The organism is Streptomyces sp. NPDC088810 (genome assembly GCF_044750305.1).
Taxonomy (GTDB): domain Bacteria; phylum Actinomycetota; class Actinomycetes; order Streptomycetales; family Streptomycetaceae; genus Streptomyces.
Window position 1 is genome coordinate 739,633 of sequence record NZ_JBIVJQ010000003.1, and the last position, 14,881, is coordinate 754,513.

The 14,881-nt window shown below is 71.4% G+C and carries 13 protein-coding genes; 6 read left to right on the forward strand and 7 right to left on the reverse strand.

Features of this window, described 5'->3' with window-relative positions; translation table 11 throughout:
- Nucleotides 1-97 precede the first annotated feature (97 nt).
- Entirely contained in the window at nucleotides 98-1,621 is a 1,524-nt protein-coding gene (locus ACIP4Y_RS14255) for a long-chain fatty acid--CoA ligase (protein ID WP_401392329.1), read from the reverse strand.
- A gap of 149 nt (nucleotides 1,622-1,770) precedes the next feature.
- On the opposite strand from ACIP4Y_RS14255, the gene ACIP4Y_RS14260 reads away from it, so the two are divergent.
- On the forward strand, nucleotides 1,771-2,955 hold the full coding sequence (locus ACIP4Y_RS14260) for a PucR family transcriptional regulator (RefSeq protein ID WP_401392332.1): 1,185 nt from the start codon (nucleotides 1,771-1,773) through the stop codon (nucleotides 2,953-2,955).
- A gap of 257 nt (nucleotides 2,956-3,212) precedes the next feature.
- On the opposite strand, the gene ACIP4Y_RS14265 is transcribed toward ACIP4Y_RS14260, so the two are convergent.
- From ACIP4Y_RS14265 to ACIP4Y_RS14285, 5 genes are all read right to left on the reverse strand, one after another.
- On the reverse strand, nucleotides 3,213-3,410 hold the full coding sequence (locus ACIP4Y_RS14265) for a hypothetical protein (RefSeq protein ID WP_401392335.1): 198 nt from the start codon (nucleotides 3,408-3,410) through the stop codon (nucleotides 3,213-3,215).
- Between the two features lie 3 nt (nucleotides 3,411-3,413).
- Complete coding sequence (locus ACIP4Y_RS14270; protein WP_401392534.1) at nucleotides 3,414-4,760, reverse strand: DUF1254 domain-containing protein; 1,347 nt, start codon at nucleotides 4,758-4,760, stop codon at nucleotides 3,414-3,416.
- A gap of 275 nt (nucleotides 4,761-5,035) precedes the next feature.
- Complete coding sequence (locus ACIP4Y_RS14275; protein WP_401392338.1) at nucleotides 5,036-5,659, reverse strand: hypothetical protein; 624 nt, start codon at nucleotides 5,657-5,659, stop codon at nucleotides 5,036-5,038.
- Between the two features lie 474 nt (nucleotides 5,660-6,133).
- Complete coding sequence (locus ACIP4Y_RS14280) at nucleotides 6,134-6,361, reverse strand: hypothetical protein (protein WP_401392340.1); 228 nt, start codon at nucleotides 6,359-6,361, stop codon at nucleotides 6,134-6,136.
- Nucleotides 6,343-6,525 carry a hypothetical protein gene (locus tag ACIP4Y_RS14285; protein ID WP_401392343.1) on the reverse strand — a complete coding sequence of 61 codons (183 nt, stop codon included), beginning with the start codon at nucleotides 6,523-6,525 and terminating at the stop codon, nucleotides 6,343-6,345. Before ACIP4Y_RS14285 ends, ACIP4Y_RS14280 begins: the two co-directional genes overlap by 19 nt.
- A 597-nt stretch (nucleotides 6,526-7,122) precedes the next feature.
- On the opposite strand from ACIP4Y_RS14285, the gene ACIP4Y_RS14290 reads away from it, so the two are divergent.
- The 3 genes from ACIP4Y_RS14290 (at nucleotide 7,123) to ACIP4Y_RS14300 (ending at nucleotide 10,194) form a co-directional block, all read left to right on the forward strand.
- A complete protein-coding gene (locus ACIP4Y_RS14290; protein ID WP_401392346.1) occupies nucleotides 7,123-7,254 on the forward strand; it encodes a hypothetical protein in 132 nt (43 codons plus the stop codon).
- Between the two features lie 528 nt (nucleotides 7,255-7,782).
- Nucleotides 7,783-8,580 carry an oxygenase MpaB family protein gene (locus tag ACIP4Y_RS14295; RefSeq protein ID WP_401392537.1) on the forward strand — a complete coding sequence of 266 codons (798 nt, stop codon included), beginning with the start codon at nucleotides 7,783-7,785 and terminating at the stop codon, nucleotides 8,578-8,580.
- A 51-nt stretch (nucleotides 8,581-8,631) separates the two neighbouring features.
- A complete protein-coding gene (locus ACIP4Y_RS14300) occupies nucleotides 8,632-10,194 on the forward strand; it encodes a phytoene desaturase family protein (protein WP_401392349.1) in 1,563 nt (520 codons plus the stop codon).
- Nucleotides 10,195-10,235: 41 nt separating this feature from the next.
- Here the strand turns inward: ACIP4Y_RS14300 and ACIP4Y_RS14305 are convergent, their stop codons facing one another.
- The gene (locus tag ACIP4Y_RS14305; RefSeq protein ID WP_401392352.1) at nucleotides 10,236-12,023 is read right to left on the reverse strand and encodes a serine hydrolase; all 1,788 of its coding nucleotides are present in this window, start codon (nucleotides 12,021-12,023) and stop codon (nucleotides 10,236-10,238) included.
- Nucleotides 12,024-12,187: 164 nt separating this feature from the next.
- Here ACIP4Y_RS14305 and ACIP4Y_RS14310 point away from each other — a divergent pair, with 164 nt between their 5' ends.
- Together ACIP4Y_RS14310 and ACIP4Y_RS14315 are read left to right on the forward strand one after the other, a co-directional pair.
- Nucleotides 12,188-13,300, forward strand: coding sequence for an NAD(P)H-dependent flavin oxidoreductase (locus ACIP4Y_RS14310; protein ID WP_401392355.1), 1,113 nt, complete (start codon nucleotides 12,188-12,190; stop codon nucleotides 13,298-13,300).
- Complete coding sequence (locus ACIP4Y_RS14315; RefSeq protein ID WP_401392358.1) at nucleotides 13,297-14,859, forward strand: acyl-CoA synthetase; 1,563 nt, start codon at nucleotides 13,297-13,299, stop codon at nucleotides 14,857-14,859. The genes ACIP4Y_RS14310 and ACIP4Y_RS14315 overlap by 4 nt, the downstream gene beginning before the upstream one ends.
- Nucleotides 14,860-14,881 lie beyond the last annotated feature (22 nt).

Below are 14,881 nucleotides of genomic sequence, written 5' to 3' on the forward strand. Positions count from 1 at the left end.
GCGGTGCTCACTGGGCGCATCTGGTGGAAGACCGCTCAGCAGTCCCTCAAGGGCAGCCGGGAGCTGCCCTACCCTCCCACCTCGATCAACCAGAAGATCATCCCACCGGGTCGGTCAAAGTGACAGAGCCCGTCCGGTGGGTCGGCGCGGTGATCTCCCTCTTAAGGATCTTGCCGCTGGGGCCCGTGGGCAGTGTGTCCACGAGCCACACCCGGCGCGGGTACTTGTACGCTGCCACGCGCTCCTTGACGAACTGCTGGAGCTCGTCGGGAGTGACCTGCGCCTTCGGGCGCAGCACCACCGCGGCCGCGATCTCCTCGCCCAGATGCGCGTCGGCCACGCCCACCACCGCGGCCAGTGCAACGGCCGGGTGCTCGTGGAGCACCTCCTCGATCTCGCGCGGGTAGACGTTGTAGCCGCCGCGGATGATCATGTCCTTCTTGCGGTCGACGATGTACAGGTAGCCGTCCTCGTCCTGGCGCGCGAGGTCGCCCGAGCGCAGCCAGCCGTCCGGGATGGTGGCCGCCGTCTCCTCCGGACGTTTCCAGTAGCCCTTCATCACGTTCGGCCCGCGGACGGCCAGTTCGCCGATCTCGCCCTGGGCCACGTCCTGGCCCTTGTCGTCGAGGAGCCGCACCTCCACGTCCTTGATCGGGGTGCCGATGGAGCCGGCCTTCCGCGGCCGGTCGGGGTGGTTGAACGTGACCACCGGACTGGTCTCGGACATGCCGAAGCCCTCCAGCACCACACAGCCGAAGCGACGCTCGAAGCCGTGCAGGACCTCCACCGGCAGCGAGGCTCCGCCGGAGACGCACATCCGCAGCGTCGACACGTCCGCCCCCGAGGGGTGCTGGAGCAGGGCCGCGTACATGGTCGGTACGCCCTCGAAGATCGTCGCCCGGTCGCGGACGATGGCGTCCAGGACGGTCTGCGGGTCGAAGCGGGGGATCAGGGTGAGCGAGGCACCGGCGCGGATGGTCACGCTCATCGTGCATATCTGGCCGAAGATGTGGAACAGCGGCAGACAGCCCACGACCACGTCGTCCGCCGTCATCCGCTGTACGTGGACCGCGTTGACCTCGGTGTTGTGCCGCAGCCCGGCGTGGGTGAGCGTGGCGCCCTTGGGGCGGCCGGTGGTGCCGGAGGTGTACAGCAGCACGGCCACGTCCTCGCCGTCCGGCTCGCTCACCTCCGGCAGCGGCTCGTGACCGGCCAGCAGTCCCGCGAAGGCGGCGGGCTCGACGGCCATGTGCCGCACTCCGGCGGCGGCCGCGCCCTGCGCGCCCTCGCCCGGCGCCTGGTGCCACTCGAAGAGCACGACGGCGCCGGAGTCCCGCAGGTGGTACTCGGTCTCCCGGATCTTCAGCAGCGGGTTCATCGGCACGACGACCGCTCCGGCGCGCAGCACGCCGTAGTACAGGACGACGAACTCGGGAACGTTGGGCAGCATCAGAGCGACCCGGTCTCCCGGTCGTACGCCCTCGGCCCGCAGCAGCGCGGCGGCGCGGGCGCTGCGCTCGTCGAGCTCCGCGTAGCTGGTGACCTGGTCCCCGAGTCGCAGCGCGGGGCGTTCCGGCTGCCGCCGTGCCGTCTCCACCAGGAACTGAGCCAGATTGGGCATGACCGCCTCCACGAACGTCACCGTTGAAATCCGTTGTTCACGTTGACGACATGGTGCTGATGTTCGTGCCGACGGCCTATGTGCGGTAGGACAGCGCGTGCCCTCCCAGATTGTTCCTGACGACAAAACACCAGCATTAAGCTGCTGGAATGGACATCTCGGGGGTGGTCTCGGCGCTTCGGGCGAGGCTGCCGGAACTGGGCGAGCGGATGGCGCAGCGCATCCGCTCGGACGTCGATGCCTACCAGGACGAGTCGCTGATCCCCTTCGACTCGCTGCGCCGCTCGTGCACCGCCAACGCGGACCTGCTCCTGAAGCAGCTCGGCCGCGCGGGCGCGCAGGACCCGAGCCCGGCCCGGGAGACCGGCCGCCTCCGCGCCGAGCAGGGCGTGCCGCTGGCGGACACCCTGCACGCGTACCGGATCGGCTTCGAGCTCGTGTGGACCGAGATCCTCACGGAGGCACGCACCCATCCCGAAGTCTCCGACGCCCAACTGGTGTCGCAGTCGGCCGAGATCTGGGCGCTGTTCGGCCGCTACGCGGAGGCGGTGGCGGCGGCCTACCGGGAGACGACCGCCGAGCTGACCTCGCGGCGTCAGGCACGCCGCTCGGCACTGGTGGAGGCGCTGTTCACCGGCGTCATCGCCGACCGCACGCTGTGGGAGGCCGCCCGCGAGCTGGGCCTGCCCGACCGCGGGCCCTACGTGGTCGCCGCGGCGGCGGCCGACGCTCCCGGCGAGGAGCCGCTGGCGGGGACGGAAGCGGCGCTGCGTCAGGCCCAGGTCCGCTTCGCCTGGCGGCTGCTGCCCGACCAGCAGATCGGCCTGGCCGCCCTGCCCACCGCGACCGCGGAGGGCACCTGCCTGCGCATCCTGCGCCGCGCCGGCGCCCGCGTAGGCGTCAGCCCGTGCTTCCACAGCCTGCGGGACACCCCACAGGCTCTGCGCTTCGCCCGGCTTGCTCTGGCCGGCCTCCCCGGCACCGGCCCCGGCGTCGCGCGGTTCGACGACGACCCGCTGGCGATGGTGGTTGCCGCCGCCCCGGCCGAGGCGGCGCACCTGGTGGAGGTGGTCCTCAAGCCCCTGCTCGATCTCCCGGCCGCCGAGCGTGCCCGGCTCCTGGAGACCATGGAGCACTGGTTCGCCGCCGCCGGCTCCGCCACGGACGCGGCGCGCAGCCTGTTCGTCCACCCCAACACCGTCCGCTACCGGCTGCGCCGCGTCGAGGAGCTCACGGCCCGCTCGCTGTCCGATCCACGGGCGGCGGCGGACATCCGCGTCGCGCTCCTGGCGGCACGCCGGGCGAGCGCGTCGTTCAGTGACGTCATTCAGTGACTCGGCTGCGTACCGCTGCCGCACACGGCGTGTCGTGATGCTCAGTGCCGGTCCCGCATTCCCGGGTCAGTTGCTCGGCCCGGCGGGCAGGGCAGCGGCAAGGCGGCTGAGCATCTTCCGCACCCGGCTTCGGCTGACAGGCGCTCGGGTGCGGCGTCGGCGTGGGGGTTCCTGCCTCTGCGGTGGGGCGGCGGGGACCAGGACCGTTTCGGGTTCCCGGTCGGCCTTCGTGCGCGCGCCTTGGTTACGCCTGAGCCTCACCGACGGGATCCCCCCGGGGAGTTGGCCGCCACCGGCTTCCCGGGGGCGTCTGCCGGCACGCCGGAGGCGGCTTCGCCCTCGGTCACCGCGGGCGGCGTGCCCACCGGAACCCGGGCACCCGGCGCAACGAGCAGCCGACCCACGGTCCCGGACTCGAAGCACTCGACCTCGATGGCCGCCTTGTCCGTCTCCACGACCTACTGTGCCTTTGTGATGGCCGGTGGCGTCCAGGTGCCGTCGATCACGCTCTGCTGCGGCCAGTACAGGCGCAGCATCACGTTGAACTGGCCTGACGGGGCCGGGAGCCAGTTGGCCTTCTTGTCCGCGGCGGGGGCGTCGCGCTGGACGTACAGATCCACCGAGCCGTCGGCGTTCGCGGTCGGTTCGGCGGTGTGCCCTACCGCGTAGCGGTTGATCGAGTTCGGTACCAGGAAGCCGTCCGGGTTGTACATCGTCACTGACCAGAAGGCATTCGCCGGAGGAGTCTTGCCGGGTGGGAAGTGGATGACGTACTGGTTGGCACCGTTGAGCTGCTGGCCGGTGCCGTCGACGAAGTTGATCGGGTAGATCGCGTCCTGGGGGAGGTTGGCGCCGAGCCCTTGCCAGTCGGTGGCCGCACGCAGTGTGTAGTTTGTGCCGTAGGTGCCCAGGTCTGTGGCGACCCGCCAACCGTTGATGTCCTTGCCGACATTCGCGACAGCGGCCTGGATTTGCCTCTGGCCTTCGGGCACGGCACGCTCCAGCGCCTTGGCGGTGTCCGGCGGTATGGCGTCGAGGTCCACCTTCTGGCCAGGGTGGATGCCCAGCCTGGCGAGTTTGGCGACCATCGGGGCGTCGGCCCGGGCCGGGGGGTTGGCAGCCATCGCGGCGGCCAGGGCCGAGAAGAAGTCCTGGGCGTCCATCTGCTGCACCACATTCTTCGGCGGTGTGCTGGGGACGTTCGGGTCGACGCGCCCCTGCGGGGGCTTGTACGACTTGTCACCGTAGGCACTCAACGGGCGGACATCGTACTTGCTCACCAGGGACTGCACGGCGGACAGGTCCGAGGGGCCGTTGAGCTGGGTGCGGCCGAGAATCCACGCCGTGTTGGTGGGGGACTTGATCTCCTTCACCCCGGCCGGCAGCCTGCCGTCCCAGTCAGGGCCCGTGATGGCGTAGTCGCCTGCCTGGGTGCCGGTCGTACGCTTGCCCACCGAGTCGATCACGTCGGTCCAGGCGCTGAGGATCGGCATGAGGTAGTACCGGCCGTCGGTATCGGGTATGTGCAGCACGACCGGCTCGGCGGACAGGTCCAGCCAGGCGGGCGTGTACAGCGTGTCGACGTTGGGCGAGACCACGGACTTCTGATCGGGGCCCGGAACGTCGGCCGCCTTGGCGAACTGATTGATCGGCGCCCTGATGTTGGCGGAATCTGGGGCCGTGACGTTGGTCGACGACCGCTCCGTGGTCTTCATCAGCACCAGCGGGTAGCCATAGATGTACGCCTGCACGGCGTCGTCGGCGAGGTCTTCCTCGGCGGGTGCGGCGCCGACGGGGGAAGTCATGGACAAGGCCAGCAATATCGTGGTCGCGGACGCAATCGCGGCGCCGGTCCGTAGCCCGTGGCGTCTCGGGTTTGACCTGCCGGGACGATGCGCACGGCCACCTACGGTGGCGAAGGCGCGACGCTGTGGGGCTGTGAACTGCATGAAGCTACCTCCCGATGTCTGCCCCGCCCAGGTGCCCCATCGCACCGTGCATGTCCGGTCGGGGCGCTTCGGGAAGGGCGTGCCGCGGACAGTAGGCGACCGCTCGCCGGAGGGGCTGCAGACCTGCGGCGTCAGTCCCCGGCGGCCCGGGTCCGCATTGTCGCTTCGTCGTAGGACGGCAGCGGCTTGATGAGGGGTTCGAGGACCCGGTTGGCCTCCTCCGTGGTGATGACGTCGGCGGAGTCGAGTTCGATGATCTCAGCCTTGTCCGGGTCGACCTCCCACACGTCCTCGCCGATGAGCCGGCAGCGGTCGTCGTAGGGCCAGACCATCTCCTCGGATGCCTTGTAGATGTACATCGCGTCCTGGTCGTCGACCTCGAATCCGGCAGATGCGAGAACCTTGCCCGGCTTGAACTGGTAGCCGGTCATCTTGGAGGCGATCATGTGGTCGCTGACAGCGACTTCCTCGTCGTCGGTGTACATCACGCACTCACCCGTCTCGGACCACGTCCGGTACAGGTTCTTGATCGCGTCCTGGCCCTCCAGCCGGGCACTGATCCCCAGCGCGTGGAAGTGGTAGACGGGATTCTCCACCATCATCTCAGGCGCGAAGATCTCCTCATAACGCCCTGCGATCTCCAGGTACCGGTGGCGGTAGTAGGCCTGGAGCATGAACCGGTGCCGGGGGTTCTCCGTGACCTCCAGCAACCGGTCTATCGCGCGGTTCGTTTTAGTGATGTCCAACTTCGCCATGGCGATCCGGCCTCCGTCTTTTGCCTTCCCTCGCGGCCCGCACCCGGTGGCAAACGGCCTGCTTGCGGCGCGCTCCGGCCGCCAGGCCCCCTCTTGCGGCTGGCGGCCATATGCGCTGAGCGGGACACCGGCTTTGACGGGGCGGTGGAGCGGGGCCGAGCACGGGGAACTCCACGCTGATTCGCGACAGCGGCCAGCTCTTGACCTGCCCGCCTCATGTGGCCCATCGTGCTCAACGCGGATCTCTGAAACAGCATGTGGCGAAATCCCAAGCCTAGCAATTCGAGAGGGGCGGCTGAGCCTTTTCGGTGCACCAACGAGGTCGCAGGGATGCCGCACAGTCGGCCTGGTGCCGTGCGTCACGGTGGCCTGTTCGGCGCACCCGCGTCACCCCCTGTCGGCGTCGGCTCACGTACCGCCGCGCGAATCGAGATCCAACCCGACGCGATCCCCCGGCGATGACGGCGGTGACCTCTACGCTCCGGAACACCCGTCGCCCCAGGCCCTGTTGCTCACGTCACGCTCGTGGCTCGTTAGGGGAGGCGACAGCGCCGGGGCCAGCCGGAGATCCTTGCGCAGGTCGATGACGGCCTCATCGTCGGCGACTCCAGGCTCCCCGAAGATGAGGGCCGAGACCGGAGAGGCGACCAGGTGCGCCAGAACGACTTGGCTGAGGAGTTCCGTCAGCAGCTCGGTGGGCATTCCGCCGTCTTCCGTGCCTCGGCCCAGGCGGTCAGCAGTTGCCGACATTCGGCTTCGACCCGGGTGTCGGCCAGGGCCGCGCTCCAGCCGTCCACGAGCGCTTCCCTGACGTCCTGCTTCCGCTCGGCTGCCGCCAGCATGACGTGCAGAACGTACGGGTCCACGCGTGGGTCCAGTAGCGACAGGAAAGCTCGATGTCCTGCCAAGTGCTTCTTCTCGATGGCCCATTTGATGACCGTGCTCCACACCCGTGGCAGCTGAGGGCCTGGCGCGGGTAGTGCTCGGCGAACTCACCCCGGCACACCAGGGCGACGACGGTCGCAATGCCCTCCGAGTCCTCCTGTGCCGAGTCCAGCGCATACCACGGACTCCGGCGCCCAGTGTGTCCGGTTCCGCAGCGACGGTCAGGAAGCGGGCGATCAGCGCGCGGTGCTCGGGGCTGTCGGCTCCGTTGTCGGTCCAGGCGTGGACCTTTGGGACGACCCGGATGTCGTTCGCGGCGACGGCCGGTTCGACCAGGAGGTCGCTGATGGCGGCCAGCCGGTCGGCACCCGCGTCCTTCGGGGAGGTAATGGCGTCCAGCCAGTTCAGCAAGTGCGGGTGGATGTCGGCACGCTGCTGCCACAAGGGGGCAGGCGGGCGCAACAGCTGGGCGGGCATCTCGAGGTGTCCAGCCCCGACGGGGGTGGTGTGGAACGGCACCCAGCCCCTGGCGGGTCAGTGCCCTAAGGGTCCTGGACGACGACGGACGTCTCGTCGGCGTGGTCTCCGAGGCTGATCTGCTGCCCAAGGAGGAGTACAGCGAGGGCGACCTGGGCCGGTACGGGCAGTCGCGCCCCCCCCCGGATCTCGACCCGGACCTGCCGAACCCGCGGGGATCGGCCTCCGGCTGACGACTGCGAGTGCCACGCGAGAGGAGGCGGACCGGCGACACCTCCCACGCACGTGACCCGCGTGTGGCCGTGGCGCTGCCGACGCAACCCGGTCGGACGGCACGACGATGTCATCGAGACCTGGATCGCTGCATCTGGGCGCTTGCCCTCCTCGGAAAAGTCCTCGCGGGCGGGGTGGCGGCACAGGCGACAAACTCGGCGTTCGCCGCCTGGAGCACTCAGGTGCAGGCGGCGAACGCCGTGCTCACCGCCGAGGCGGCGACGCCCCCGCCAGGAAGCGAGGGCAACCACGGCCGGGTGTGTGCCACCGTGCGCTGGACGGCCGCGGAGGGCTCGGTGCACCCTCACGATGCACGGCGAGCCCTGCTCCCGCCGGTGCGGGCTTCCGCAGGGAATGATCCCGGCCGGCCTGGGCAGGGATGCCTCACAGACCGGTGCGGCGACAAGAGGTGACGTCCAGTGGCTGTGGTCCTACCCGCAGACCGGGGCGACCCCGGGCTGTTCACCCCCGCATCCGTGACCTGGCAGATGCACGGCGACCCCATGATGTGGGTCGCCGGCATCCGCGCGCTCTACCTCCAGGCCCTGCACCCGCGCGCGGTCCGCGGCGTCACGCAGAACTCCGACTTCCGCCGGGACGCCTGGGGGCGGCTGATGCGGACCGCGGACTTCGTCGGTACGACTACCTACGGCACGACCGAGGCCGCCGAACGGGCCGGCGCCCGCGTCCGGAGGATCCACAGCATGCTCACCGTGACCGACCCGGACAGCGGCGAGCCGTACGGCGTCGACGAGCCCGAGCTGCTGCTGTGGGTGCACTGCGCGGAGATCGATTCCTATCTGCACGTCCTGCGCCGTTCCGGCTTCCCGCTCACCGACGCCCAGGCCGACCGGTACATCGCCGAACACCGCGTCAGCGCCCGGCTGGTGGGGCTCGGCCCGGACACCGTACCGGCCGACCGGGCGGAGCTGGCCGCGTACTTCGAGAGGGTCCGCCCGCAGCTGGCCGCCGGACCCGAGGCGCGCGAGGTGGACGACTTCCTGCTCCGCCCGCCGGTGCACCCCCTCCTCGTCCCGGCACGCGAACTGCTGTGGCGGCGGGTGGCGCTGCTGGCGTACGCCGCGCTGCCGCCGTACGCCCACGAGCTGTACGGCCGACCGGCCCCCGCACCCGCCGCCGTCACCCGCCGGCTGCGCGCCACCGGCGCCCTGCTGCGCCGCATACCGGCCCGGCTGCGCTGGCAGCTGCCGCCGAAGCACATCCTGCGCGCCATGGCGCGCCTCGGCCCGGACGCCCGTCCGGCACCGGTGAAACTGCGCCCGTGACCGGCGCCGGGCCCGCTGGCCGTCGTGGATCACCGCGTGCTACGAAGAACCATGTCCGCGAACGAGACACCCCGCGCGTACGACGCCGTCATCGTCGGTGCCGGCCACAACGGCCTGGTCGCCGCCGCCTACCTGGCCCGGGCCGGCCGCTCCGTGCTGGTGCTGGAACGGCTGGACCACACCGGCGGCGCGGCCGTCTCCACCCGCCCGTTCGCCGGGATCGACGCCCGGCTCTCCCGCTACTCCTACCTGGTCAGCCTGCTGCCCGAGAAGATCGTGCGCGACCTCGGGCTGGACTTCCGCGTCCGCAACCGCACCATCTCCTCGTACACCCCCGTGGAGCGGGCCGGACGGCCCACCGGCCTCCTGGTCGGCGGGGGCGAGCAGCGCACCCGGGAGGCGTTCGCCCGGCTCACCGGAAGTGACCGCGAGTACGAGGCCTGGCAGCGTTTCTACGGTATGACGGGCCGCGTCGCCCAGCGCGTCTTCCCGACCCTCACCGAACCGCTGCCCACCCGCGACGCACTGCGCCGCCGCATCGACGACGAGACCGCCTGGCGGACCCTGTTCGAGGAGCCGGTCGGCGTGGCCGTCGAGGAGACCTTCGCCGACGACCTGGTGCGGGGCGTCGTCCTCACCGACGCGCTCATCGGCACCTTCGCCGACGCCCACGACCCCTCCCTCGCCCAGAACCGCTGCTTCCTCTACCACGTCATCGGCGGCGGCACCGGCGCCTGGGACGTGCCCGTCGGTGGCATGGGCGCCCTCACCGACGCGCTGGCCGCCGCGGCGCGCACGGCGGGGGCGCGCATCGCCACCGGGCACGAGGCGATCCGGATCGACACCGACGGGCACACCGCCGAGGTCGCCTACCGCACGGCCGACGGCGAGGGCGTCGCCGCCGCCCGGCACGTCCTGGTGAACGCCTCCCCCCACGAACTGGCCGCCCTCACCGGCGATGCGGCGCCCGAACCCGCCGAAGGCGCCCAGCTCAAGGTCAACATGCTGCTGGAGCGGCTGCCCCGGCTGCGCGACCCCGACGCCGACCCGCGGGAGGCGTTCGCCGGCACCTTCCACATCGCCGAGGGCTACGCGCAACTGGCCACCGCCCACGCCCAGGCCGCCGCCGGCGAACTGCCCACCGCGCCGCCCTCGGAGATCTACTGCCACTCCCTGACCGACCCCACCATCCTCGGCGGCGACCTCGCCGATCGCGGCTACCACACGCTCACCCTGTTCGGCCTGCACACCCCGGCCCGGCTTTTCGACCGGGACAACGACGCCGTACGCGAGGAACTGCTCAAGTCCACCCTCGCCCAGCTCGACGCCCACCTCGCCGAACCCCTCGCCGACTGCCTGGCCACCGACGCCGACGGCCGCCCCTGCATCGAGGCCAAGACCCCGCTCGACCTCGAACGGGACCTGCGGCTGCCCGGCGGCAACATCTTCCACCGGGCCCTGTCCTGGCCGTACGCCCAAGAGGACAGCGGCCGTTGGGGTGTGGAGACGCGGCACGCGGACGTCCTGCTGTGCGGGGCGGGTGCGGTGCGCGGTGGCGGGGTGAGCGGGGTGCCGGGGCACAACGCGGCGATGGCGGTGCTGGAGCGCAACTGACCGGCCGTCCCGGCCCGGCACCGACCCCCGTACCGGCCGCCTCAGTCCGCAGAGAGCTGCCAGCCCGCCGCCGTGATCCGTGCCGCGTCCGCCGGGCGTGCCCCGTCGAACAGCACCGCCCCGCCCGCCTCGACCCGCAGCGCGTCGACGTACACGCCCCGGCCGACGTACAGCCGGTCGGTGGCGTACCGCCAGCGCAGGGCCAGCCGCGGGCCGGCCGGCAGGGCCGCGGTCACCCGGTGCCAGGCCCGGCCCGACCAGCCGGTGACCGTGCCCGCCGGGTGGTCCTCGGGGTCCTTTCCGTGCCGGGTGGTGGTGAAGGGCACCGGCTGCCAGGTGGTGCCGCCGTCCGCCGTGGCCTCCAGGGCCACCGTGTCGGAGCGGGGTTCGGTGTCCCACCACAGGGCGCAGCGCAGGCGGGCCGGGCCGATGGAGGTGTCCAGCGCCGGCAGGGTGAGGGTCGCTGCCGTGGCGTTGGCCATGCCCGAGAACCAGGCCGTACGGCCGCGCGCCGGGCGGACCGGCACCGCGCGGGCGAGCCGGTTGCCGGCGGCGGCCCGTGGCGCGGAACCGGACCGCCAGGTGCGCACCGGGTGCACGGAGTTGCCGAGGACGACCAGGAACGAGTCGGTCGTGGGATCGAGCACGAGTGAGGTGCCGGTGAAGCCGGTGTGGCCGGCCGTGCGCGGGGTGGCCATCGCCCCCATGTACCAGTGCTGGTACAGCTCGAAGCCGAGCCCGTGCTCGTCGCCGGGAAAGGCCGTGTTGAAGTCGGTGAACATCAGCTCCACCGACTCCGGCCGCAGGATGCGCGCCCGGCCGTAGCGGCCGCCGTTGAGCAGCGTCCGGCCGAGGACCGCGAGGTCCCACGCGCTCGCGAAGACACCCGCGTGCCCGGCCACACCGCCCAGGCCGTACGCGTTCTCGTCGTGCACCTCGCCCCACACCAGCCCCCGGTCCAGCCCTGACCAGGGTCTGCGCGCGTCCTCGGTGGCCGCGATCCGCGGCCGCCAGGAGGCGGGCGGGTTGTAGCGGGTGCTGTCCAGGCCGAGCGGTCCGGTGATCTCGTCGCGCAGCAGGGTGTCCAGGGTGCGGCCGGTGATCTGCTCCAGGACGAGTTGCAGGGAGATCAGGTTCAGGTCGGAGTAGAGGTAGGCGGTGCCCGGCGGGTTGAGGGGGGCCTCGTTCCAGATGAGCTGGAGCTTCTCCTCGTACGTGGGCGCGTTGTACAGCGGGATCCAGGCACGGAGACCCGAGGTGTGCGTGAGGAGGTGGCGGATCGTCACGTCCTGCTTGCCCGCGCGCCCGAAGTCGGGAAGGCAGGCCGCGACCTTGCCCTCCAGCTCCAGGGCGCCCCGCTCGATCTGCTGGACGGCGAGGACCGAGGTGAACAGCTTGGAGACGGAGGCCAGGTCGAACACGGTGTCCCGGGTCATCGGCAGCTGTCGTTCGGGCGGCAGTTCGAGGCCGGTGTCGGTCTTCTCGTCGTAACCGGCGTAGCGCACCGCCATGCCGATCGGCTCGTGCAGGGCCACGGTGCCGCCGCGCCCGGCGAGCAGGACGGCACCCGCGTACCAGGGATGCCGGGGTGAGGGGGCGAGGAACGCCTCGGCGTCCGCGACGAGTTGCCGCAGGTGGGCGGGGAGCAGCCCGGCGCGTTCCGGCGAGCCGTGGCGCAGGGTGGGGTGGCGGCCGGCGGCGGATGCGGCGGCGGCCGGGCCCGCCGGGAGCGCACCGAGGGCCAGTGCGCCGCCCGTGGCCAGGGAGCCCACCACGAGCCGCCGGCGGGTCGGCCCGCCCGATCGTCCGCCTGCCACGTCGTCCGTCATGCTGCGGCCTCCCGCCTGAAAGTATCTTTCCGGGCTTGCCCTGCGTCGTGAAACTTTCCTGTCAGGCAGGGGGTGTGTCAACGGGGCGCGAGACCTTCCGAAGAATCTGACGGAGCATCAGAAAAGGTCTTCCGTCGTCCGGCCCGCTGCGGCATCCTGCGCCCATGCAGACGGAGCTGAGCAGGAAACTGGGAATCGAGCACGCCGTCTTCGGCTTCACGCCGTTCCCCGCCGTCGCCGCGGCCATCAGCCGGGCCGGCGGCTTCGGCGTGCTCGGCGCGGTCCGTTACACCGCTCCCGGCGACCTCAAACGCGACCTCGACTGGCTCGACGCCCACGCCGGCGGCCGGCCCTACGGGCTGGACGTGGTCATGCCCGCCAAGAAGGTCGAAGGCGTGACCGAGGCGGACGTCGAGGCGATGATCCCCGAGGAGCACCGGCGGTTCGTGCGGGACACCCTCGCCGCGTACGGCGTGCCGGAACTGGCCGAGGGCGAGGCCTCCGGATGGCGCATCACCGGCTGGATGGAACAGGTCGCCCGCACCCAGCTCGACGTCGCCTTCGACTACCCGATCCGGCTGCTGGCCAACGCCCTCGGCTCCCCGCCCGCCGACGTCGTCGCGCGCGCCCACGACCGGGACGTCCTCGTCGCCGCCCTCGCCGGCAGCGCCCGGCATGCCCGCAAACACCAGGAGGCGGGCATCGACATCGTCGTGGCCCAGGGCTATGAGGCCGGCGGCCACACGGGGGAGATCGCCACCATGGTGCTCACCCCCGAGATCGTGGACGCCGTCGACCCGCTGCCCGTCCTGGCCGCCGGGGGCATCGGCAGCGGCCGGCAGGTGGCGGCCGCCTTCACTCTCGGCGCCCAAGGTGTATGGCTGGGCTCCATATGGCTGACCACCACGGAAGCGGATCTCCATTCGCCCGCCCTCACCCGCAAGCTGCTCGCCGCCGGCTCCGGGGACACCGTCCGCTCCCGCGCCCTCACCGGGAAACCCGCCCGCCAGCTCCGTACCGAGTGGACCGACGCCTGGGACGACCCGGCCGGCCCCGGCACCCTGCCCATGCCGCTGCAGGGACTGCTGGTCGCCGAGGCCGTCTCCCGCATCCAGAAGTACGAGGTCGAGCCGCTGCTCGGCACCCCCGTCGGCCAGATCGTCGGCCGGATGACCGCCGAACGCAGCGTCCAGGAGGTCTTCGACGACCTCACCCGCGGCTTCGAGAAGGCCGTGGACCGCATCAACCGCATCGCCGGAAGGAGCGGCCAGCCGTGAGCGCACCCGCGAACACACCCCCCGCCGGTTTCTGGGCCCAGGCCACCCAGGACCCCGGCCGCACGGTCCTGATCGCGCCCGACGGCGAGGAGTGGACGGCCGGACGGCTGCACGCCGCCGCCAACCGCCTCGTCCACGGCCTGCGCGCCGCCGGCCTCCGGCGCGGGGACGCCTTCGCGGTCGTCCTGCCCAACGGCGCCGAGTTCCTCACCGCCTACCTCGCCGCCAGCCAGGCCGGCCTCTACCTCGTGCCCGTCAACCACCACTTCGTGGGCCCGGAGATCGCCTGGATCGTCGCCGACTCCGGCGCCAAGGTGCTCATCGCCCACGAACGGTTCGCCGGCCCGGCCCGCCAGGCGGCCGACGAGGCCGGACTGCCGGCGAGCCACCGGTACGCCGTCGGCACGGTCGAGGGCTTCCGGCCGTACGCCGAACTCCTCGACGGCCGGCCCGAGTCGGCGCCCGAGGACCGGGAGCTGGGCTGGGTCATGAACTACACCTCGGGCACGACCGGCCGCCCGCGCGGCATCCGCCGCCCGCTGCCCGGCAAGCGCCCGGAGGACGCCTACCTCGGCGGCTTCCTCGGCATCTTCGGCATCAAGCCGTACGACGACAACGTGCACCTCGTCTGCTCGCCGCTGTACCACACCGCGGTCCTCCAGTTCGCGGGCGCCTCCCTGCACATCGGGCACCGCCTGGTGCTGATGGACAAGTGGACGCCCGAAGAGATGCTCCGTGTCATCGACGCACACAAGTGCACACACACCCATATGGTCCCGACCCAGTTCCACCGGCTGCTCGCGCTGCCGGAGGAGGTACGGCGGTCGTACGACGTCTCGTCGATGCGGCACGCCATCCACGGGGCCGCGCCCTGCCCCGACCACGTGAAACGCGCGATGATCGACTGGTGGGGCGACTGTGTGGAGGAGTACTACGCCGCCAGCGAGGGCGGTGGGGCCTTCGCCACCGCCGAGGACTGGCTGAAGAAGCCCGGCACGGTCGGCAAGGCCTGGCCCATCAGCGAACTGGCGATCTTCGACGAGGACGGCAGGCGGCTGCCGCCCGGTGAACTGGGCACCGTGTACCTGAAGATGAACACCGGCGGCTTCTCGTACCACAAGGACGAGGCCAAGACGAGGAAGAACCGCATCGGCGACTTCTTCACCGTCGGTGACCTCGGTTATCTGGACGAGGACGGCTACCTCTTCCTCCGCGACCGCAAGATCGACATGATCATCTCCGGCGGGGTGAACATCTATCCGGCCGAGATCGAGTCCGCCCTGCTCGCCCATCCCGCCGTCGCCGACGCCGCCGTCTTCGGCATCCCGCACGACGACTGGGGCGAGGAGGTCAAGGCCGTGGTCGAACCGGCCCCCGGCCACGAACCCGGCCCCGGACTGGCCGCCGCGCTCCTGGACCACTGCGCCGGGCGGCTCGCAGGCTACAAGCGGCCCAGGAGCGTCGACTTCATCGCCGAGATGCCCCGCGACCCCAACGGCAAGCTGTACAAGCGGCGGCTGCGGGACCCCTACTGGGAAGGGCGTACACGTCCCGTATGAGACGGGTGTGGTCCCGCCCCAT

Bases quoted from the DNA above. Each gene is read 5' to 3' on its own strand.
- ACIP4Y_RS14255 (WP_401392329.1), bottom strand. From the start codon at position 1,621: ATGCCCAATCTGGCTCAGTTCCTGGTGGAGACGGCACGGCGGCAGCCG.
- ACIP4Y_RS14260 (WP_401392332.1), top strand. From the start codon at position 1,771: ATGGACATCTCGGGGGTGGTCTCGGCGCTTCGGGCGAGGCTGCCGGAA.
- ACIP4Y_RS14270 (WP_401392534.1), bottom strand. From the start codon at position 4,760: ATGACTTCCCCCGTCGGCGCCGCACCCGCCGAGGAAGACCTCGCCGAC.
- ACIP4Y_RS14275 (WP_401392338.1), bottom strand. From the start codon at position 5,659: ATGGCGAAGTTGGACATCACTAAAACGAACCGCGCGATAGACCGGTTG.
- ACIP4Y_RS14280 (WP_401392340.1), bottom strand. From the start codon at position 6,361: ATGCCCACCGAGCTGCTGACGGAACTCCTCAGCCAAGTCGTTCTGGCG.
- ACIP4Y_RS14295 (WP_401392537.1), top strand. From the start codon at position 7,783: ATGCACGGCGACCCCATGATGTGGGTCGCCGGCATCCGCGCGCTCTAC.
- ACIP4Y_RS14300 (WP_401392349.1), top strand. From the start codon at position 8,632: ATGTCCGCGAACGAGACACCCCGCGCGTACGACGCCGTCATCGTCGGT.
- ACIP4Y_RS14305 (WP_401392352.1), bottom strand. From the start codon at position 12,023: ATGACGGACGACGTGGCAGGCGGACGATCGGGCGGGCCGACCCGCCGG.
- ACIP4Y_RS14310 (WP_401392355.1), top strand. From the start codon at position 12,188: ATGCAGACGGAGCTGAGCAGGAAACTGGGAATCGAGCACGCCGTCTTC.